Annotated in this window: 18 protein-coding genes; 8 read left to right on the top strand and 10 right to left on the bottom strand. The window is 66.1% G+C overall.

Annotation, left to right across the window (positions count from 1 at the left end):
* Positions 1 to 32 precede the first annotated feature (32 nt).
* From LAQ58_RS07750 to LAQ58_RS07735, 4 genes are all read right to left on the bottom strand, one after another.
* Complete coding sequence (locus tag LAQ58_RS07750; protein WP_224450024.1) at positions 33 to 2,165, bottom strand: response regulator; 2,133 nt, start codon at positions 2,163 to 2,165, stop codon at positions 33 to 35.
* 158 nt (positions 2,166 to 2,323) lie between these two features.
* Positions 2,324 to 3,241, bottom strand: a complete 918-nt coding sequence (locus LAQ58_RS07745; protein WP_224450023.1) for a class 1 fructose-bisphosphatase — start codon at positions 3,239 to 3,241, stop codon at positions 2,324 to 2,326.
* Positions 3,241 to 4,071 carry a class I fructose-bisphosphate aldolase gene (locus LAQ58_RS07740; protein ID WP_224450022.1) on the bottom strand — a complete coding sequence of 277 codons (831 nt, stop codon included), beginning with the start codon at positions 4,069 to 4,071 and terminating at the stop codon, positions 3,241 to 3,243. The genes LAQ58_RS07745 and LAQ58_RS07740 overlap by 1 nt, the downstream gene beginning before the upstream one ends.
* Before the next feature lie 146 nt (positions 4,072 to 4,217).
* Positions 4,218 to 4,859, bottom strand: a complete 642-nt coding sequence (locus tag LAQ58_RS07735) for a DUF7409 domain-containing protein (protein WP_224450021.1) — start codon at positions 4,857 to 4,859, stop codon at positions 4,218 to 4,220.
* A gap of 227 nt (positions 4,860 to 5,086) precedes the next feature.
* On the opposite strand from LAQ58_RS07735, the gene LAQ58_RS07730 reads away from it, so the two are divergent.
* Complete coding sequence (locus tag LAQ58_RS07730; protein ID WP_224450020.1) at positions 5,087 to 5,944, top strand: 3-hydroxyacyl-CoA dehydrogenase family protein; 858 nt, start codon at positions 5,087 to 5,089, stop codon at positions 5,942 to 5,944.
* A gap of 6 nt (positions 5,945 to 5,950) precedes the next feature.
* Here LAQ58_RS07730 and LAQ58_RS07725 read toward each other — a convergent pair whose 3' ends face one another.
* The gene (locus LAQ58_RS07725; RefSeq protein ID WP_224450019.1) at positions 5,951 to 6,337 is read right to left on the bottom strand and encodes a 2Fe-2S iron-sulfur cluster-binding protein; all 387 of its coding nucleotides are present in this window, start codon (positions 6,335 to 6,337) and stop codon (positions 5,951 to 5,953) included.
* Positions 6,338 to 6,554: 217 nt separating this feature from the next.
* Here LAQ58_RS07725 and LAQ58_RS07720 point away from each other — a divergent pair, with 217 nt between their 5' ends.
* Together LAQ58_RS07720 and LAQ58_RS07715 are read left to right on the top strand one after the other, a co-directional pair.
* Entirely contained in the window at positions 6,555 to 7,790 is a 1,236-nt protein-coding gene (locus tag LAQ58_RS07720; protein ID WP_224450018.1) for an outer membrane protein assembly factor BamB family protein, read from the top strand.
* A gap of 61 nt (positions 7,791 to 7,851) precedes the next feature.
* Positions 7,852 to 9,309, top strand: a complete 1,458-nt coding sequence (locus tag LAQ58_RS07715) for a hypothetical protein (RefSeq protein WP_224450017.1) — start codon at positions 7,852 to 7,854, stop codon at positions 9,307 to 9,309.
* A 232-nt stretch (positions 9,310 to 9,541) separates the two neighbouring features.
* Here the strand turns inward: LAQ58_RS07715 and LAQ58_RS07710 are convergent, their stop codons facing one another.
* Complete coding sequence (locus LAQ58_RS07710; protein ID WP_224450016.1) at positions 9,542 to 10,837, bottom strand: DUF7405 family protein; 1,296 nt, start codon at positions 10,835 to 10,837, stop codon at positions 9,542 to 9,544.
* Positions 10,838 to 10,978: 141 nt separating this feature from the next.
* On the opposite strand from LAQ58_RS07710, the gene LAQ58_RS07705 reads away from it, so the two are divergent.
* From LAQ58_RS07705 to LAQ58_RS07690, 4 genes are all read left to right on the top strand, one after another.
* Positions 10,979 to 11,311, top strand: a complete 333-nt coding sequence (locus LAQ58_RS07705; RefSeq protein ID WP_224450015.1) for a DUF7471 family protein — start codon at positions 10,979 to 10,981, stop codon at positions 11,309 to 11,311.
* Between the two features lie 2 nt (positions 11,312 to 11,313).
* Complete coding sequence (locus LAQ58_RS07700; protein ID WP_224450014.1) at positions 11,314 to 11,826, top strand: winged helix-turn-helix transcriptional regulator; 513 nt, start codon at positions 11,314 to 11,316, stop codon at positions 11,824 to 11,826.
* 79 nt (positions 11,827 to 11,905) lie between these two features.
* Positions 11,906 to 12,949: an iron transporter gene (locus LAQ58_RS07695; RefSeq protein ID WP_224450013.1), complete on the top strand. Its 1,044-nt coding sequence runs from the start codon at positions 11,906 to 11,908 to the stop codon at positions 12,947 to 12,949.
* A 51-nt stretch (positions 12,950 to 13,000) separates the two neighbouring features.
* Positions 13,001 to 14,242, top strand: coding sequence for an MFS transporter (locus LAQ58_RS07690; protein WP_224450012.1), 1,242 nt, complete (start codon positions 13,001 to 13,003; stop codon positions 14,240 to 14,242).
* Positions 14,243 to 14,255: 13 nt separating this feature from the next.
* Here LAQ58_RS07690 and LAQ58_RS07685 read toward each other — a convergent pair whose 3' ends face one another.
* Both LAQ58_RS07685 and LAQ58_RS07680 read right to left on the bottom strand, forming a co-directional pair.
* Positions 14,256 to 15,269: an SDR family oxidoreductase gene (locus LAQ58_RS07685; RefSeq protein ID WP_224450011.1), complete on the bottom strand. Its 1,014-nt coding sequence runs from the start codon at positions 15,267 to 15,269 to the stop codon at positions 14,256 to 14,258.
* A 101-nt stretch (positions 15,270 to 15,370) separates the two neighbouring features.
* Complete coding sequence (locus tag LAQ58_RS07680; protein WP_224450010.1) at positions 15,371 to 16,345, bottom strand: aldo/keto reductase; 975 nt, start codon at positions 16,343 to 16,345, stop codon at positions 15,371 to 15,373.
* Between the two features lie 218 nt (positions 16,346 to 16,563).
* Between LAQ58_RS07680 and LAQ58_RS07675 the strand changes: the two genes are divergently transcribed.
* Positions 16,564 to 18,180 (top strand): acetate--CoA ligase, encoded by a 1,617-nt coding sequence (locus LAQ58_RS07675; RefSeq protein WP_224450009.1) that lies wholly within the window; start codon positions 16,564 to 16,566, stop codon positions 18,178 to 18,180.
* Positions 18,181 to 18,194: 14 nt separating this feature from the next.
* On the opposite strand, the gene LAQ58_RS07670 is transcribed toward LAQ58_RS07675, so the two are convergent.
* Positions 18,195 to 18,356 (bottom strand): hypothetical protein, encoded by a 162-nt coding sequence (locus LAQ58_RS07670; RefSeq protein ID WP_224450008.1) that lies wholly within the window; start codon positions 18,354 to 18,356, stop codon positions 18,195 to 18,197.
* A gap of 368 nt (positions 18,357 to 18,724) precedes the next feature.
* On the bottom strand, positions 18,725 to 18,919 hold the full coding sequence (locus LAQ58_RS07665) for a cold-shock protein (RefSeq protein WP_224450007.1): 195 nt from the start codon (positions 18,917 to 18,919) through the stop codon (positions 18,725 to 18,727).
* Positions 18,920 to 18,982: the final 63 nt, after the last annotated feature.

Raw genomic sequence — 18,982 nt, 5'->3', positions numbered from 1 at the left:
GAGTTCCCCCTTCGAGAGCCGAGAGCAACCGCTCAGGTGACGAACTCGAATCGCGCGCCGCCGCTGTCGCTCTCGGTGATGACGACCTCCCACCCGTGCGCCTCCGCGATCTCGGTCACGATGGTGAGTCCGAACCCCGTCCCGGACTCGTTCGTCGAGTAGCCGTACTCCAACACCGCGTCGCGTTCGTCCTCGGGGATTCCCGGCCCGTCGTCGGCGACGTAGAACCCGTTCGGAGACGCACCGGAGCGGACGGTGACCGTCTCTCCGCCGTGTTCGACGGCATTCCGAAAGAGGTTCTCGAACAGTTCGCGCAGTCGAGCTTCGTCGGCTTCGACGGTACAGCCCTCGGAGACCCTGAGCGTCGCGTTCTCCGTCGCGACGTAGCCCCACGCACGTTCGGCGGCGGTGCGCAGGTCGACCGGTTCGGGGTCGTCGACGACCCGACCGTGCCGCGCCAGCGAGAGCAGGTCGTCGATGAGACCGTCCATCCGGTCGATGGCGCGCTCCATCACGTCGAAATGCTCGTCGTCGCCGGTTTCGCGCGCGAGTTCGAGGTAGCCGTCGACGACGTTCAGTGGGTTTCGCAGGTCGTGAGAGACGACGCACGCGAACGCTTCGAGTCGCTCGTTCTGGCGACTCAGCGCCCGCTCGCGCTCGATCCGCTCCGTGATGTCGCGGACGATGCCGACGGAGCCGTCGAACTGGCCGTCTTCGTCGGTCAGCACCGAGAGGTTGTCCTCGTAGCGCCGTCGCTCCCCGTCGGCGTTCTCGATTTCGAACTCGAAGCGCCCCGAGAATCGATCCTCGTCGACGAGCAGTGACGCGATCACCTGTCGACCGCGCGCGATGGCGTCCTCGCTCATGTACTCGCTGATGTGTACGCCGACGGAGTCTTCCACCGAGTCGCCGGTCTGTTCGGTGTGGGCGTCGTTCACCATCCGGATGTACCCTTCCCGGTCAAGCACGTACGTCGCGTCGGGTATCGTCTGCACCACGGTCCGGTACTGTTCGAGTTCGCGCTCGCGCTCGCGGCGTTCGCTCACGTCCCTGGCGATACCGCACGCGCCGACCAGGTCGCCGCCGTCGTCGATCATACGGACCGCGCGCACCTCAAAGGGGACGAGATCGCCCGACTTCGTCAACAGGTCGCCGTCGAACGTCACCGTCCCCTCTCGGAACAGCCTCCGCATCTTCTGTTCGACGCACGCGTCGTCGTCCGGGAAGAACGCCGCCGCGGACATCCCGTCGAGTTCCGAGTCCTCGTATCCGGTTATCTCGCTCAACCGACCGTTCCAGCGGGTGAGTCGGCCCTCGTCGTCGACGACGAAGAACACGTCGTCGAGCGCGTCGAGGGCGGCGTCCGTAAACTGTTTCTCGCGTTCGAGCGCTTGCCGGGCGCGTCTGAACTCCGTCACGTCGTTCAGCACGATTTGAGCGGCGTCTTCGCCCTCGAACGTGACGGGTGCCGTCGCCAAGACGGCGTACAACGGTCGTCCGTCGAGGTCGCGGAGCTGCAGTTCGCTCGGCGGGGCGACGGCCCGCTGCTCGAAGACCCGGCGACTCCGCTCGCGGGCGCGGTCGAGGTCCGACTCGTCGGTCAACTCGAATATCGACCGGCCGACAAGGTCGCACGTGCTCTCGGCGGCGAAGTACTCGGCGGCTGCCTCGTTGGCGTAGACGATGGTGCTGTCTTCGGTGTAGATGCCGATGGGCGACGGCGACGTCTCGACGAGCTGTCGGTACCGCTCCTCGCTGCGGTCGAGCGCGCGTTCGGCGTGGTGCTGCGAGACGTAGTTCGCCACCCGGTTCGCGAGCAACTCGAACTGCTCGGCTCCACCTTTCTTGCGGATGTAGTCGGTGACGCCCGCCGAAATCGCCCGACTCGCGAGTTTCTCGCTTCCCCTCGCGGTGAAGAGAACGAACGGAAGCGTCTCGTACCGTTCTCTGACCGCCTCCAGCAGTTCGAGACCGTCCATCCCCGGCATCTCGAAGTCGCTGACGACGCCGTGGAACGTCTCCCCTTCGAGCGTGTCGAGGGCGGTCGGCCCGTCCGGCGCAGTGATGACGGAGAGTCCCTGCCGTTCGAGGTGTGCCGTCGTCAGTGCGCGAAAACTCGCGTCGTCGTCAACGCAGAGTACGCGTGCCGAACGGCTGTCGCTCATGCCGCGCACTGTGTCGTAGTGATATTAATACGTTCCGGACAGGTTCGCCGAGAACAATTGCCGGCCTGTCAGGACTGCGACCCACGGGGCGCGTCGGCGCCGACCCGCGCTTACGAGGAGGGCATCGACTGTGCTTACGAAGAGGGCGCCGACTGTGCTTACGAGGAGAGTGCCGACTCCAATCGCTCGACGAGTTCTGCGTTGCCGACGTACACCGGCACGCGTTGGTGGAGGTCGGTCGGTTCGACGGTCATCAGCGACCGTGTTCCGTCCGTCGACGCGCCGCCGGCGCTCTCGATGATGTAGCCGATAGGCGTCCCCTCGAACTGGAGGCGGAGTTTCCCGTTTGGCGCCGAGTTCAGTGCGGGGTAGGCGAACACGCCGCCGTAGGTGAGCACCTGGTTGATGTCGCCGATCATCGCGCCGCCGTAGCGGAGTTTCAGCGACTCGTCGGACTCCACGTCGCGGGCGTACGACTCGAACGCGTCGGTCCAGTCGGGAACCCGGCCGCCGAAGCCGTAGACTGTCGGGTCGTCAGGCAGCGTGACGTTCTCGCGGACCGCTTCGAGTTCGCCGTCGTCGACAACGTACTCGGATACTTCGCCCTCGACGGCGGCGATAAGTGTCGTGATGGGTCCGTAGAGGACGTACGCGGCCGCGACAAGGTTCTTCCCGCGCGCGGGTAGCGGCGCGTCGTAGACGCCCACGATGGTGCCCATCGTGTTGTTCGACTTCAGGTTTGACGAGCCGTCGAGGGGGTCGACGGCGACGGAGAGTCCCTCGCCGACCTCGATGACAGACTCGCGCTCCTCGCTCGCGTACTCGCCGACGCTGTCGAGACCGCCGAGTCGTTCCACGAGCAACTCGTCGGCGTACACGTCGGCGGCCATCGGCGTCTCGCCGCTGGGGTTCTCGATGGCGCTCTTCTGTCTGCGACCCGGTAGCGATTCGCGAACCGTCGGGGCGAGGTCGGCGAGAGTTTCGAGAATCTCGCGAACCGTCTCGCTCGTCGTCTCGTCCGCGTCGGCGTCCGTCTCCGCGTCTGCGTTCGTTTTTCCGTCGGTAGGCCGTTCCATCAGTCGTCGGAGGCGGCGGCGGGGTTCTGGCTGGTTGACGACATGAGACCGAGCGCGTCGTCGGCTGTCGCGTCCTCAAAGATGACGGCTTCGAGCGCGTCAAGCAGCTCCGTAGGGTTCTCGCGCTGGAAGACGTTACGCCCGACCGCGAGGCCCGACGCGCCGGCGCGCATCGCCGTCTCGACCGTCGTGAGGAAGTCGCGGTCGGACGTCTTCGACCCGCCGCTCATCACGACTTTCGACCCGGCGGCGGACTCGCAGGCCCACTGCATCGCCTCGGCCGACCCCGGATATTTCACTTTCGTGATGTCCGCGCCGAGTTCCAGCCCCAGTCGCGCGGCGTACGAGATGGTGCCGGCGGCGGTGTCGTTCTTCAGTCCCTGCCCGCGCGGGTACGACCACATGACGACGCCCATGTTGTGCTCGCGGGCGGCCTCGTGGGCCTCGCGGAACTCCTCTACCATCTCTATCTCGTGGTTCGACCCGCCGTAGACGGTGAAGCCGATGGCGTCCGCGCCGAGTTCGGCGGCGTAGTCGACGCTGCAGTTCACCGCGCTGTTCGGTTCGCCCATCCAGAGGTTCGACGTGCCGTTGAGTTTCAACAGGAGGTTCACGTCGTCCTCGTAGGAGGGGTAGTAGCCCTCCGCGAGACCCTTCTGGACCGCCAGTGCCGTCACGGCGTCGTGGGTCGCGACGTCGAACACCGTCTCGGGGTCGCTCGATTCCGGCACGTCCTCGAAGTCCACCGGACCGTGCTCCAAGCCGTGGTCGTAGGCGAGAATCAGCGCTCTGTCGTCCCGTGTGATGGCTGCATCTGCCGATGGAATCATCGGTTCAAAATCCGGTGAACTGCTATATAAATCATTGGTCCGAGTTCGACTCCGGAGAAAACGCGTGTAATCGCCCGAGAGCGACGAAAATCGATCCTCAGCTCTGCCCATAGGAACGGGTGACTTACTACTCTATGAGTAAATAGTTACTCGCGGTGGCGGAGCGCCTCGGCGTGCCACCGGCGAACGACCGTCACGTCCAGTTCGAGCACGTCGGCGACGTGGTCGGGGTTCGCCGTCGTGAGGCTCCGAACCGACGTAATTCCGGCCTCGGCGAGCATCGCGGCGTCGTCGTCGTCCACGCAGTCGAGGACGGTGAGCGGCGTCGGACTGCTGCGCGCGCGCCACGCGGCCTCGGCCGCCGTCGAGTCGCCGCTTCCGTCCGTCTCCGCCGCGTCGGCCGCCGAGGACGAGTCGGCGGTCGGCGACGCCCCGTGAGACCACTCGTCGTCCGGGTCGCTCTCCGGTGCCTCCTGAGACTCCCAGTCGCCGGAACTCGCGGCGACCCACGCTCGCTCGGCGTCGCCGAGGCCCCTGACCTGTGCCGACCGCCGTTCGAGGTCCCGCCCGCTGGACTCGAACGACCACGACAGCGAGTGCGAGCGGCGGATGCGCGCAGCGACGCCCGGATTGACGCCCGCCTCGACCAACTCCGTGTAGGAGACGCGCTTTCGCTGCACGTCGTCAGCGGTCATATCGGCGTCTCGGAGCACCGTCGCGGTCGCTGGTCCGACGTGGTGGAGCGCGGTGAGGTCTCCGACGTTACCCTTCTCTTGACTGTCCGGCACACCAATCAATCATCTCTTTCTGTATCGTCACTTCAACGTTTCTGTAGCTGTCGGTCGAGTGGAACGAAACGCGGATCCGGTCGATTCTACTCGATTCCAGTCGGTGCTCGTCAGTGTTTGCCGATTCACGTCGCCGCGAGCGCGTCGGGTTCGTCCGTTCCAGTCGCTTTCACCGGTCCCACCGACGCTCCGCTACTCTTAGGTAACTCCCCGGAGCAGACGGGACTATGCGGAACGTAGATGACATTCGGACGGTCGGCGTCGTCGGCGCGGGAACGATGGGAAACGGCATCGCCCAGGTCGCCGCCACAGCGGGCTACGACGTGGTGATGCGCGACCTGAAACAGGAGTTCCTCGACCGCGGCTTCTCGGCCATCGAGGACAGTCTCTCGCAGTTCGTCTCGAAAGAGAAACTCGATTCGGACGAAGCCGAGGCGATTCAGGGTCGTATCACCGGCACCACAAAGTTAGGAGAGCTCGCCGACTGCGATCTCGTCGTCGAAGCGGCCGTCGAGAACATGGAGATCAAACAGGATATCTTCGCCGACCTCGACGAAGTCGTTGACGAGGACGTGGTGCTGGCGACGAACACCTCCACCCTGTCGATTACGACCATCGCGAGCGCCACCGACCGCCCGGAGCTCGTCGTCGGCCTCCACTTCATGAACCCCGTCCCGATCATGACCGGCGTCGAGGTGGTCCGCGGCGAGAAGACGGACGCCGACGTGCTCGACTTCGCCCACGAGTTCTCCGAGGATCTCGGCAAGGAGACGTGGGAGTCCGACGACAAACCGGGCTTCGTCACCAACCGTATCCTGATGCCGTGGCTCAACGAGGGAATCCGCGCCTACGACGAGGGCGTCGCCTCCAAGGAGGACATCGACAAGGGGATGAAACTCGGAACGAACGTCCCGATGGGTCCGCTCCAGTTGGCCGACCACATCGGTCTCGACATCTGTCTTGACGCCAGCGAGACGCTGTTCGAGGAGCTCGGCGACCGCTACAAACCCGCCTATCTGTTGAAGCGGAAGGTCGACGCCGGCGACCTCGGCAAAAAGACGGGCAAAGGCTTCTACGAGTACTGAAGGCGCTCAGACACGGTCGGCGGTCGCGTCGTCGCGTTCGTTCGATACGTCGCGCTCGTCCGAACCGCCCTGCGCGCCGTCGACGCGCTGCCCCCAGAATCCCTCGTACTTCGTGACGCCCACGTCGCCTTCGACCCGCGTCTGACAGGAGAGTCTAAGCCCCGAGTCGAGGCTGTGCGGCGGCAGCGAAAGTCTGCGGCGTTCCTGACTCCTCATCTCGCTTACGTCGCCGTCCGCTTCGACGGCGCACGTCCCGCACGTCGCGTGACCCCGGCAGTTCAGTTGCTGTGCGCGCCCGTTGTGCGGCGACAGTCCGGCCGCCAGCAACACGTCGCGGAGTACTGTCCCCTTCTCGCACTCGATTTCTCGTCCGCGGAACTGTACGGTAGGCATAGCAGATGTATGTACTGTGTGAACAAGTATCTATCACTCTCGCAGACTCGTCGTCGACTTCGACGGACGGACCAATCCTGACTTGGTGGCCCGATTCCTAGCGTCCGGCGATGAACCGACTGCGCGGTCTTCGATTCGCGGCGGTCGACCTTCTCGCGGGCGTAATCTGCGTCGCCCGCGTCTCCCGCGTCGGTAAACGTAGCGCGGGTGTCCTCTGATGCGTCGCCGGACGCTCGCCGCCCTCGTCGTTCTCTCGCTTTCACTCGTCGCCGTCGCGGGCGTCGCGCTGACCGACGGCGGGCCCGAGTTGCGCGAACAGTGGATGAGCGACACCGCACGCGACACGTTAGCGAACCACCACGCCGTCGGTGCGGACGGAGATGTCGTCGTCGCGCCGGTGAGCGTCCCGGAGCGCGACGGCGTCCCGCTCGGCGAGTGTTCGCTTGTCCGCCTCGACGACAACGGCGAGACGCGCTGGCGCTACACCGTCCCCGAGGCGAACTGCACGCCGCATGCGCTGACCGAACCCGTCGTCGCCGACCTGACGGGCGACGACTCGCCCGAAGTCGCCGTCGTCACCACCGAGGAAGCGCTCGTCGTCTTCGATGCCGACGGCGCCGAGCGGTACCGCGTTCCGATGGACACCTACGGCTACGGCGCTCCCACGGTGGGCGATTTGACCGGCGACGGCGACTCCGAACTGGTCGCCAGCGACATCGCCGGCGGCGCAGTCGTTGTCGACGGCGAAACCGGCGACGTGCTGTGGCGCGCGGATCTCGGTGCGTCGACGTTCCCGACGCCCGTCGTCGCTGACGTCGACGGCGACGGCGCGAACGAGACGCTGTTCGGAACGAGCGACGGTCCGGTTCTGCTTGACGCCGACGGAAACGTCGAGTGGCGCGGCGGTGGTGAGGGCGGGGGTGTCGCGTCGATGGCGGTCGGCGAGGCGGACGGCGAGGCGAATAGCGACGCGGTCGACATCTTCGTCGGCACGAGCGGCGAAGTCACAGCTCTCGACGGCCGGAACGGAAGCGAGCGGTGGAGCGTCACGTTCGACGGCAACCCGCGCGTCGGTGCGGTCGGCAACGGCGACGACGACAGCGACGCCGAGGTGTACGCGACGCTCACCGACGGGCGCGTCGTCGCATTCGACGCGGACAGCAGCGACACCGAGTGGGAAGCGACGGTTTCGACCGGCGAGGCCGCCCAGCATCCCGCGCCGAAACTCGGCGACCTCGACGGCGACGGCGCTCCGGAACTCGTCGCGCTCACCAACGAGGGTTCGGTGTCGGTTCTCGACCCCACCTCCGGCGAGACGCTCGCGACGTACGAACGCGACGTGCCGGCGTGGGTTTATCCGACGCTCTCCGATATCGACGGCGACGGAGACGACGAGATTCTCGTCCGCTACGGTGACGGACGGGTCGCGGCGCTGGAGTACGCGACCGACTGACCTCGTGACCGCCGTGCCGACGAACCGCGCGGGTTTTCACTGCACTGTCCCACCGTCGAGTATGCGAAGGCTCTCTGGCTGCGCGTCGTCGCACATCACCGGCGTTTTCGCCGCCGTCATCGTCGGCCTCGTCGCCGTCTCGCTGCTGTCGACGCCGGTCGCGGCCCACCAGGTGGCGACGCGCTTCGAGTCGCCGATTCCGCTCTCGCTGCTGTTTCTCGGCGCGGGGGCGACGGTCGGACTGACGGCCGCAGTTCTCGCAGGCCGGAAGAGACGTCCGTCGGCGAAGGGGACCGGACGTGTCGAAACGTCACCGGCCGGTCGTTCCGTGTCGACGCTCGCGGCCGTTCCGTCGACCCCCGCGAAACTCGTTCGCGCCGTCGCGGGCGGAGGCTTCTTCCTCGCAATCGTCGCGGCACTGGTCCACGGCGCGATCGGGCCGAGCGCACCGTCGACGAACTTCGCGACGCTGTTCGTCTGGCCGGTGTGGTTCAAGGGAGTCGCGCTCGTCTCCGTCGTCGTCGGGTCCCCGTGGGGGACGCTCTCGCCGTGGCGGAACCTCTATCGCCTCCTCTGCCGGCTCGAAGGCGGTGAAGTGCGACTCCGAGCGTATCCGGAGCAACTCGGCGAATGGCCCGCAGTCGTCGGCTTTCTGCTCCTCGTCGGCGTCGCCGAGAACCTGACCGTGATACCGTCGCGGCCGTCGCTGACCGCGGCGCTGGTCGCGGGCTACGCGCTCACAATGCTCGCCGGCGGCGTCGTCTTCGGTTTGACGTGGTTCGACCGCGCGGACCCGCTGTCGATTCTCTACCGACTGCTCGGTCGAGTCGCGCCGCTCCGCACGGTCCGCGCTGAGGACGAGGGCAGTGGCGGGAACGGGGAGTGGCAGGTCGTCGCTCGCCCGCCGTGGCGCGGCTGTCTGTCCCCCGTTTCGATCGCAGAAGCCGCGTTCGTCGTCGCCGCGGTCTACACGGTGAGCTTCGACGGCTTCTCCGCCTCACCGGAGTATCAGGCGATCTTCTACAGCCTACGCGACGTGACCGGTCTGGGTCCCGAGGCGAGTTTGACGCTATACTTCGTCGGTCTCGCGGGGTTTCTCGCCGCCTTCGCCACCGTCGCTCGCGTCGTCTCGGCGTATGTCGGCAACGAAGGCGACCACGGCGACTCGCATCACACGTCGGCGACGGCGTTCGCGGCGACGCTTCTGCCCATCGCGGCCGCCTACGAGGTGGCGCACAACTACGGCTACGCGCTCACTGGCCTCGGGGCGTTGCCGAGCGCCGTCGGCGCGGAGACAGTCGATCCGCTGTTTTGGCTCACTTTGCCCGCATTCTGGCTGACGCAGGTCGCCCTGGTCGTCCTCGGCCACGTCGTCGCAGTCGTCGCCGCCGACGCTGTCTCCCGGCGCGTCGCGGGCGATAGTCGGTCGGCGCTCGCGGCCCACGCGCCGCTGGCGACGCTCATGGTCGGCTACACGGTGCTGTCGCTGTGGATCATCTCGCGGCCGGTTGCCGTTTGAAAACGCATTTGTCGTAGCGTTGGTATGTAGGGAACATCACGCGAATGGTGTTTGGCAACCCCGCCTGTCCGAAGTGTGGAAGTAGACTGGTGCTGAGGAAGCGAACCGGCGGCACATACTTCGGAAATAAGCGTATCTACCGCTGTTACCGATGCCTCCAGGCGTTCACCCATGCCGACGGAGATACTGACTCCGACTCCGAGTCAGCCGACAGAGAGCGATAACCGGAAATTCACAGTCCCGGAACCTCGCCGGTCGGCGTCGGCAGCACCCGCAGGCGGCGCGGCGGCACGAGGAAGTTTCCGCGGTTCTTCACGAAGATGTACTCCAGGATGCCGTTGTTCACGCGCTGGCGGATCGCGGGTTCGTCGGTGAGGTCGGTCCCGTTCATCGCCTCTCGCACCTCCTCAAAGTCGGTGATTCGTCGCTGCAGCGACGGGAAGTGGAGGCTCGCCTCGTTCTCGTCGGTCGACTCGAAGTGCCGTCGCAGCAGGCGGACGTTTCCCTCGTCGTCGCGGTTGGCGCGGGCGGCCTTCTGGGCGTGGCCGACCCGACCGTACTGTTGCGCGTGCTCGCGGACACTCTCGATTATCTCCGGGGTGACGCCGCTGTCGTCGCCGAGGTTGTCGCCGATACCCTCGACGAGGCCGCGTTCGGCGTGTGCGGGGCTGAACATCTCGGCCACCCGGTCGTCGAACTCCTGCTCGACGTACCAGTCGTCGAGGCGCTGGCGAAGTTTCGAGACGTGTTTCGTCGTCGCGCCCGCGAACGGACCGTCGGGGATGGTGACGTACTCCTCTGAGGCCTGATTCTTCGCGAACCCGGCTTTGAATCCCATGAACAGCGGCGACTCCTCGGGAACCGGGTCGTCGTCGGGGATGCCTGCCACGTCCTGTTTCTCGGCGGGCATGCCTTTGCCGATGAACCCCGTTCGCCGGGAGTCAACCGAGAACGCGGCGGAAAGCGGCGTCTCGATCGTCACCTCGTTGGCAGTGTCTCGTTCTCCCGTCAGCGCTTCCTCGGCCTCTATCAGCGCGTCGGCGCGGTCGCTGGCGAGGTGCAACAGCGCGTCCTGTCGGTCGAATTCAGGAGTTTCGAACGGCGAGAGCCGTCGCGGTTCCGGCAGGTCGACGTTCTCGGGAAGCGGGTCGACGAAGCGCGAGAAGTACGCCGGCGAGTAGGCGAGCGAGTAAATCAGCCCCCGGTTGCTCCGCTCGTAGGCGCGGTCCAGCGTCGACAGCGCCTCCTCCACCGCGCGCCGGTCGTCGGACGTCGGCGTGCCCTCGCGGTCGAGCGTAAGGTACAGAAGCGTCTGATGCCGTGGGAGTTCGACGTTCTCCGCGCCGTCGCGCGTGAGCAGGTCGTCCCACGCGTGCTGTCGCGCCGGGAGCGTTGAGGGGTCGGAGACGCCCTCTGGGACGGGTTCGTCGGTGAGGTCGAGACAGGCCGAGAGCGCGCCCGCGCCGCCGACGGCGACGGCGGCTTTCAGCACGTCTCTGCGACTCCACTCGTCGGTCCCCGGACTCATCGTCGTCGCTAGGTCCGTTCCGGGGATAGGGGTTCTGGTGCGGCCGTCGAACGCGGGCAAGAACGGACGCGCTGGGTATGGCGTTCGACGCACACACCAATCAGCACATAACCGTCGACGCGTAATCTCGGGGAGACAGAGATGCACTCGTTCTCAGCACACGCCGCGCCGACGATGAGCGCCCCGGAGGTGGCTGCCGTCGTGTTGGCAGGGTTCAGTTCGACGCTCATCGTCGCCGTCGGTCTCATCGCGCTGCTGCGCCGGCAGTCGCGCTCGCACACGCTCGTCGTGCTGGCGCTCGCGGCGCTGCTCGCGCGAAGCGGCGTCGCGATTTTGACTATCGGCGGCGTCATCCCGTTCGCCTCTCACCACGCCATCGAACACGCGCTCGACTTCGTCATGGTCGCGCTGGTCATCGCCGCGGTGTACTACGCGCGGAGCATCGAGCAGGCCGCGCCCGCGGGTGATCGGTAACGATGAGCGCGACGCGCAACCGCATCGCGGCGCACGTCCAGCACAACCCGGGCGTCCACTTCAACGAACTCGTCCGAGCGCTGGACCTCGCACCCGGACAGGTCCAGTACCACCTCCGCCGACTCGGCCGCGACGAGCGGGTCGCGGAAACGCACCTGTACGGGAAGACCCACTACTACCCGGCGACGTTCGACGAGTGGGAACGCGGCGTACTGGCGCTGGTGCGTCGGGAGACGGCCCGCGACGTGCTCGGCGTCCTCCTCGAACACGGCGAGGCGACGCCCGCGGAGGTCGCGGAGGAGGTCGGGATCGCCAGGAGCACGCTCTCGTGGCACACGAAGCGGCTCGAAGAGCAGTCGGTCGTCGAGAAGCAATACGATAGCCGCGGTCGCGTGACGCTCGCGCTGGCGCGTCCCGAAGCGACCACCCGACTGCTCGCGTCGGTGTCACCGTCGCTGCCCGAGCGGTTCGTCGACCGGTTCACGCGCCTCGTCGACGGCCTGCTCGAACAGTGACGGCGACCGTCGCACGCGAACCCAACGCTTCGAGAACCGGACCAGAACCCGTAACTGTCGGACTCGCCTAGTCACTCTCATGAGACGGCGGACCCTCCTCGGTGCAGTCGGCACTGGCCTCGCGGGCTCGCTCGCCGGTTGTACGAGCCTCCTCGACACGACGACGAGTCGCGAACCGCCGCTCGTCGAGAACCGCCCGCGGGCGTCCTACGTTCCCACCCACCAGGAGGGGATGAAGATGGTCGGCATGGCGGACGCAGGGGACCTCAAAGTCGGGGTGATGTACAGTTACGCCCACCGCTTCTGGACCGTACAGGGGCAGGAGACCGAGCGGATCGACGTCGGACGCAACGACGCGATTCACCTGATGGTGAACGTCTGGGACCCCGAGAGCGGTCAGGTCGTTCCGGCTACGGGCGTCACCGTCGAGACGAGTGACGGCGACGAATACCGCGAAGAGGAGGTCGTCTACGAGATGCTCTCCCAGCGGATGGGCTTTCACTACGGCGACAACTGGCCGCTCCCAGGCGACGGGACGTACACCCTTCGCGTCGACGTCGGCGGTGTGAACCTCCGACGGTTCGGCGCGTTCGAGGGGAAGTTCGCGGAACCCGCGACGGCCGAACTGGAGTTCGAGTACAGCGAGCGCAAGCGAAACGACATCCCGTACACGATACTCGAAGAGAAGCAGGGCGACCCCGGTGCGCTCCCGGTGATGGAGATGCAGATGCCGAACGGGATGGCGATGCCCGTCGGCAGAGCGCCCGAACCGGACTCGCTGCCGGGCGAGTCGTTCGGGTCGGAGATGAGCGGCGACGCCGTCTTCGTCGCCATCGCTGTCTCCGCTGGCCGGTTCGGCGACCAGCCCTACCTCCTCGTCTCGCCGCGGACGCCGCTCAACGGACTGGTGATTCCGAGCATGGGGCTCTCCGCGACGGTCGGCGGTACCGACGTCTCGCTCGAACCGGCGCTGGACCCCAAGATCGGCTTCCACTACGGCGCGAACGTCGATGGACTGTCGGCTGACGACGACCTCGAACTCGTCGTCGACACGCCGCCGCAGTCGGCGCGCCACGAGGGGTTCGAGACGGCGTTCCTCGATATGCCGCCGATGACGTTCTGAGGCGCGAGCGGACAGAGACAGGGCTTTCCCGATTCGGTTCGAATGACAGATATGAACGACTCGGCGCGACGTGACCGAATCACGCTCGCGCTCTCGGTGTGGGCGGTGTTGGTGTCGCAGGTTCTCCTCTACCCGGGCGTCTCCGACCTCGTGCGCGCACTCGGCGGCGCAGGCGACCTCGACGCCGGCATGTGGTTTCTCGTCGCGGAGTACGCGGCGTTCGTCGTCTTCGCCGGACTGTGGGGAGCGCTCAGCGACGCCACGGGGCGGCGTGTCCCCCTCATCGTCGTCGGCGCGCTCGGCGGCGCGGCCTGCTATCTTTTCCTCACACTCGTCCCGACGCTCGGCGTCGGCTTCAGCGGCGTACTCCTAGTCCGCGTCGTCGGCGGCGCGTTCACCATCGGCGCGTTCTCGCTGTCGATGACGATGCTGATGGACCTCGGCGGCGGCAACGGCCGCAACATGGGCGCGGCGGGCATCGCCATCGGCCTCGGCGCGGCCGTCGGCTCGGTCGTCGGCGGTCGCCTCTCGACTGCCGACCCGCTCGCGCCGGTGTACGGCGCGGCGGCACTGCTCGGTCTCGTCGCGCTGCTGACCGCGACGGTGACGGACCGCTCGCCCGGCGCGAAACGAAGCGAGAGTCGCGGTGACGACGACCGCACCGGAGCACGGGAGATCCTCGGAAAGATCGTCGACCGCCCGGCGTTGCGGATTCCGTACGCGTTCGGCTTCATCGACCGCCTCACAGCGGGCTTCTTCTCGCTCGTCGGCATCTACTACTTCCGCGACGTGTTCGGCCTCGACGCGTTCGGAGCGGGGCTCGTGCTCGCGATGTTCTTTGGGCCGTTCGCGCTCCTGCAGTATCCGATGGGCGTGCTCTCGGACCGCATCGGACGCTTCCTCCCCGTCGTCGTCGGCTCCATCCTCTACGGTCTCTCGATAATCGTCGTCGGCGCGTCGCCGTCGCTACCGCTGGCGGCGGGGACGATGGTGCTCGTCGGCGTGTTTGGGGCTTTGGTCTCCCCGGCGACGATGGCTCTCGTCACCGACGTCGCCGCGGAGGACGAACGAGGAGCAGCGATGGGCGGATTCAACATCTTCGGCAGTCTCGGCTTCCTGACCGGCTTCCTGCTCGGCGGGTCCTCCGCCGAACTGCTCGGCTACTTCGAGGCGTTCGTCGTCGTCGGCTTCACCGAAATCGGTATCGCGCTCGTCGCGTCGCGGGCGGTACGACGGCTGGTAGCGGACGGTGGGTCAGTCGCTACACCGGTAGTCGGCGAGGCCGACGACTGAGATTCCTCGTTTCTTACGCCGCGTCTTCGACTCGAATCCGGTGTCCGGGCGACGTTCGCTCCGCCGGGTCGACGCGCGCGCCGAGGAACGTTTTGACCGTCGTCTGCGGGACGTAGCCGATTTCGGCCATCACCTCGACGTCGCCGCCAGTGTCGGCGCTCGCGACGATGCGCTCCATGCCGAAGATATTCGCTGCCGCAGGGCTGATGGGGGTCGCCAGTCGCTGGAGTGCCGTGTATACCCTCACCGGCGTGTAGACGGGCCGAACCGGCCGACCGAGCACCTCGCTGTAGACATCCACGACTTCGTTCCACGACAGCGACTCCGGACCGCCAACGTGTACTGTCGCGTTCTCGGCGACCGGGTTGCCCACGCAGACGGCGACGAACGTGGCCACGTCGTCGATGGAGACAAAGGCGTGGCGCGTCGACCCGTCGCCGGGGACGAGCGCTCGCCCACGTCGTTCGACGAGTCGGCCGGTCAGTCGCCGGAACGCGCGGGTGAACCAGAACGGCCGGTTCATCAGCGACTGTTCGGCCCCGCGCGTCGGAATCGAACTCCCGATGAGTGCCAACCAACTGTCCATGAACAGCGACGGTCGGACGATAGTGTGCGTGAGTCTGCTCTCGCGGAGTCGGCGCTCGTTCATCCGCTTGTAGGTGAACGACGGCACCTCGTCGTCCAACGGCGTCTCCGGCGTTGAAATGTAGATGAAACGGTCGACCCGGTGGCGCTCGGCCGCCTCGATGAGCGTTCTGTATCCCAGGTCGTCGACCATCTCGAACGTCGACCCGTCGCGCGGGGCGACCGCGTTCGCCGTCGCGACGACCGTCTCGACGCCGTCGACGGCGCGGTCGACGCTCATCGGGTCGCGCAGGTCGCCGTAGGCGAACTCGACGTTCGGCCCGACCAGATGCCCGTACGCCGACGCCGGGCGGACGAACGCCCTTACTCGGTGGCCGTCGTCGACCAGTTCTTGGACGATTGCGGTTCCTAGCTCACCGGTTGCACCGACAACGAGTATCATACCGGTTAGGAGGCGTCGCGAGGATATCTCGGTTTTTACGGCTTCTCGCGACCGTGCGTGCCGTCAGAGCGTCGCCGGCGTCGGAAGAGCCAGCGGTTCGGTTACTCGTGGCCCGAGACGCGAACGGGCCGGTACGGCTCTTCGAGATACTCGATCTCACTCGAACTCAGGTCGATGTCTAGCGCCTCGACGGCGTCTTCGAGGTGCTCGACGTTCGTCGTGCCAACGATGGGCGCGTCCACCCACTCCTTGTGGAACAGCCACGCCAGCCCGATCTGGGCCATCTTCACACCCTTCTCGTCTGCGAGTTCCTGCACGCGCTCGTTGACTTCGCGGCCGCCGCCCTCCAGATACGGGTGGCCGTGCGCGAGGCTGTCGGTCTCGCCGCGTTTGGTCGAGCGGGCCTCCTCGTGCGGGCGGGCGAGCCAGCCGCGCGCCAGCGGCGACCACGGGATGACGCCGACGTTCTCCTTCTCGCAGAGCGGCAGCATCTCGCGCTCCTCCTCGCGGTAGAGCAGATTGTAGTGGTTTTGCATCGTCACGAAGCGGTCGTAGCCGAGCAGGTCGCTTGCGTACAGTGCCTCCGAGAACTGGTGCGTCCACATCGAACTCGCGCCGAAGTAGCGAATCTTCCCGCGTCGGACCGCGTCGTCGAGCGCCGCCAGCGTCTGGTCGATAGGCGTGTCGTCGTCCCAGCGGTGCGTCTGGTAGAGGTCGATGGTGTCCATCCCCAGACGTTCGAGCGACGCGTCGAGCTGCTGTTCGATGGCTTTCCGCGACAGTCCGCCCGAATTCGGGTCGTCCTCGTCCATCGGGAAGTAACCCTTCGTGGCGACGACGGCCTGGTCGCGGCGGCCCTCCAGCGCCTTGCCCAGGATGCGCTCGGACTCGCCGTTCGAGTACATGTTCGCCGTGTCGAAGAAGTTGATACCGAGGTCGATGGCCCGGTCGACCAGCTCCAGTCCGGCCTCCTCGTCCAACACCCACTCGCGCCAGTCGCTTGTACCGAAACTCATGCAACCGAGGCAGATTCGCGAGACGGTCATCCCCGTGTCGCCGAGGGTGGTGTACTCCATGCGAGAGACTCTCTGGGAAGGGACAAAAAGCCACGCGAAAGGGCGCGAACCGCCTGAAGAGCTATCCGTGCTGACTCCTACTCCTCCTTCGGGCGCGAGTCGAACCACGCGCCCGGTCGCGGCTCTCGTGACTGACGCTCTGGCCGTGGCTCTCCCTCGACGACCCGCAGACTACGCCGACCCGAATGATTATCCGGGATGATTGCGACGTGGCCTGCATGGTACTCTCATACGATGACGAACTGGCTTCGTTCGAGTGGAACATCCCCGCCGACTACAACCTCCCGGCGGTCGTCGAGTCGCACGCCGACTCGTTCGGCAACCGAGTAGCCCTCCACTTTCTGAGCAAGGAGCGTCGAGAAGAACGAACCTACGCCGACCTGCGCGACGACATGAACCGTTTCGCGAACGCGCTGGTGGAACTGGGCGTCGGCGAGGGTGACCGGGTGATGCACCTCCTGCCGCGACATCCCGACGTATTCGCCATCCAGTTGGGCGCGCTCAAGCGCGGCGCGCTTCTCGTCCCCTGTTCGTCGATGCTGAAGCCGAAAGACCTCCAGTTCCGCGCGAACGACTGCGAGGCGACGACCGTCGTCGCGCACGCCGACCTCACCGAGATGGTCGACCCCGTCGTCGAAGACTCGCCGCTGGAGAATCTCGTCTGCGTCGACGGCGAGAGAGACGGCTGGCAGTCGTTCTCGGATCTGCTCTCCGGGCAGTCGACCGACCACGACGGTCCCGACCTCTCCGCGGAGGATCCGATGTCAATCAACTACACCTCCGGGACGACGGGCCAGCCGAAACCCGTGCTCCACAAGCACCGGTGGATGCGCTGCTTTGAGCTCGTCAACGCGCCGTACTGGTGGGGCGTCACCGCCGACTCGGACATGGAAGACGAGTTGCTGTGGGCGACCACGGGCACCGGGTGGGCGAAGTGGTTCTGGAGCCCCGTCGGCGTCGGCGTGACGACGGGGGCGACGCAATTGCTGTACGACGGCGAGTTCGACCCCGACCGGTTCCTCGGAATCATGGCCGACGAGGGCGTCACCCGCCTCTGCGCCGTCCCGACGCAGTACCGGATGTTCACGCAGACGAATCTGGGGGAGTACGATGTGGAACTGAAGGCCGCGCTGTCGGCGGGTGAACCGCTGAACCGTGAACCCATCGAGATGATAGACGACGCTTTCGGCGTGACGCCCCGCGACGGCTACGGCCAGACCGAGACCGTCGCGTTGGTGACCAATTATCCGGGAATCGACGTGAAACCCGGCGCAATGGGCAAGCCGACGCCGGGGCTCGGCACCACGATAATCGACGACGACGACGAGGAGGTCGGCGTCGGCGAAATCGGCGAAATCGCCGTTCCCGTCGACTGCCCGGGCATCTTCGACGGCTACTACGAGAAGCCGAGCCTCGACGAGAAGACGTTCGCGGGCGAGTACTACCGGACGGGGGACCTGGCCTCCCGCGACGAGGACGGCTATTTCTTCTTCGAGGGCCGCGCCGACGACATCATCCTCTCGGCGGGCTACCGCATCGGCCCGTTCGAGGTGGAGGACGCGCTCGTGTCGCACCCCGCGGTCGCCGAGGCCGCCGCCGTCGGCAGCCCGCACGAGAAACGCGGCAACGTCGTGAAGGCGTACGTCATCCTCGCAGACGGCTACGAAGGTGATGACGAGTTGGTCGACGAGATTCAAGAGTTCATGAAGGAGGAGACGGCCCCGTACAAGTACCCGCGCCGCGTGGAGTTCGTCGACGAACTCCCGAAGACGTCGAGCGGGAAGATTCGGCGCATCGAACTCAGAGAGCGGGAAGAGCAGATGTTCGGCGAGTAACCGCGCTCAGTCGTTCAATTCGGTTCTCCGTTTCCGAGGTACACGAAGGCGGCGACGAGTCCAGCAATCACCAGCGATGCGGCGAGAACCGGAACGAGCCAGCCGAGTTCGAGCACCTCGATGGTGAGGAGGACGGCGATGTAGCAGAGTAGCACCGTCTGGAGGGTATCGGACATATCTGTGCCAACTCGGAGACTTATAAAAAAGCGTTTCGTGGCACTCATTGGGAAACTGTGTCAACGAGAACGAGTCGCGCAGAAGTCGCATCCGCGCCGCGACCCTTCGCGAACGCGGCGCGGTAAGCTGACTGTAGTCGCGTCCGTGACAGCGTGCTACGGCGTCGGTAGGGTGCATGCCCGACGTCCGCCGAACGTGAGCCGCGAATCGACGCGGCACATGATAGCACACCACCAAGGAACATAATCGTATCTATCGAACAGCGCAGTCTGTCGGATGCGGCGAAACCGGAACCGAAGAACGGATTACGTCGGGTCGTCGTCGTCCCGTCTGTCGGTTCGGCGATTGTCGGGGGCGTTCGTCGGCGTCAGAGTCGTTCGAGGTTCACCGCACGCGGTCCTTTCTCCGCCGTTTCGATGTCGAACTCGACTTCTTGACCTTCTTCGAGGTCAGGGCCGTCGATATCTTCCATGTGGAAGAACACGTCCTCGTCGGAGTCGTCAGTCTCGATGAAGCCGTAGCCGCCGGTGTCATTGAAGAACACAACCGTTCCAGTCGCCATCGTATATTAACGGACGCGAACGCCTTCAATAAGGTTTGTGTCGTCAGCCGTTGCAGTTTGTCA

The sequence above is a fragment of the Haloprofundus salilacus genome (assembly GCF_020150815.1).
Classification (GTDB): Archaea; Halobacteriota; Halobacteria; order Halobacteriales; family Haloferacaceae; genus Haloprofundus; species Haloprofundus salilacus.
Note: the sequence above shows the minus strand (reverse complement) of the source record. Positions and strands in the feature narration are given on the sequence as shown.

Bases quoted from the DNA above. Each gene is read 5' to 3' on its own strand.
- LAQ58_RS07750 (WP_224450024.1), bottom strand. From the start codon at position 2,165: ATGAGCGACAGCCGTTCGGCACGCGTACTCTGCGTTGACGACGACGCG.
- LAQ58_RS07745 (WP_224450023.1), bottom strand. From the start codon at position 3,241: ATGGAACGGCCTACCGACGGAAAAACGAACGCAGACGCGGAGACGGAC.
- LAQ58_RS07740 (WP_224450022.1), bottom strand. From the start codon at position 4,071: ATGATTCCATCGGCAGATGCAGCCATCACACGGGACGACAGAGCGCTG.
- LAQ58_RS07730 (WP_224450020.1), top strand. From the start codon at position 5,087: ATGCGGAACGTAGATGACATTCGGACGGTCGGCGTCGTCGGCGCGGGA.
- LAQ58_RS07725 (WP_224450019.1), bottom strand. From the start codon at position 6,337: ATGCCTACCGTACAGTTCCGCGGACGAGAAATCGAGTGCGAGAAGGGG.
- LAQ58_RS07720 (WP_224450018.1), top strand. From the start codon at position 6,555: ATGCGTCGCCGGACGCTCGCCGCCCTCGTCGTTCTCTCGCTTTCACTC.
- LAQ58_RS07715 (WP_224450017.1), top strand. From the start codon at position 7,852: ATGCGAAGGCTCTCTGGCTGCGCGTCGTCGCACATCACCGGCGTTTTC.
- LAQ58_RS07710 (WP_224450016.1), bottom strand. From the start codon at position 10,837: ATGAGTCCGGGGACCGACGAGTGGAGTCGCAGAGACGTGCTGAAAGCC.
- LAQ58_RS07705 (WP_224450015.1), top strand. From the start codon at position 10,979: ATGCACTCGTTCTCAGCACACGCCGCGCCGACGATGAGCGCCCCGGAG.
- LAQ58_RS07700 (WP_224450014.1), top strand. From the start codon at position 11,314: ATGAGCGCGACGCGCAACCGCATCGCGGCGCACGTCCAGCACAACCCG.
- LAQ58_RS07695 (WP_224450013.1), top strand. From the start codon at position 11,906: ATGAGACGGCGGACCCTCCTCGGTGCAGTCGGCACTGGCCTCGCGGGC.
- LAQ58_RS07690 (WP_224450012.1), top strand. From the start codon at position 13,001: ATGAACGACTCGGCGCGACGTGACCGAATCACGCTCGCGCTCTCGGTG.
- LAQ58_RS07685 (WP_224450011.1), bottom strand. From the start codon at position 15,269: ATGATACTCGTTGTCGGTGCAACCGGTGAGCTAGGAACCGCAATCGTC.
- LAQ58_RS07680 (WP_224450010.1), bottom strand. From the start codon at position 16,345: ATGGAGTACACCACCCTCGGCGACACGGGGATGACCGTCTCGCGAATC.
- LAQ58_RS07675 (WP_224450009.1), top strand. From the start codon at position 16,564: ATGGTACTCTCATACGATGACGAACTGGCTTCGTTCGAGTGGAACATC.
- LAQ58_RS07670 (WP_224450008.1), bottom strand. From the start codon at position 18,356: ATGTCCGATACCCTCCAGACGGTGCTACTCTGCTACATCGCCGTCCTC.
- LAQ58_RS07665 (WP_224450007.1), bottom strand. From the start codon at position 18,919: ATGGCGACTGGAACGGTTGTGTTCTTCAATGACACCGGCGGCTACGGC.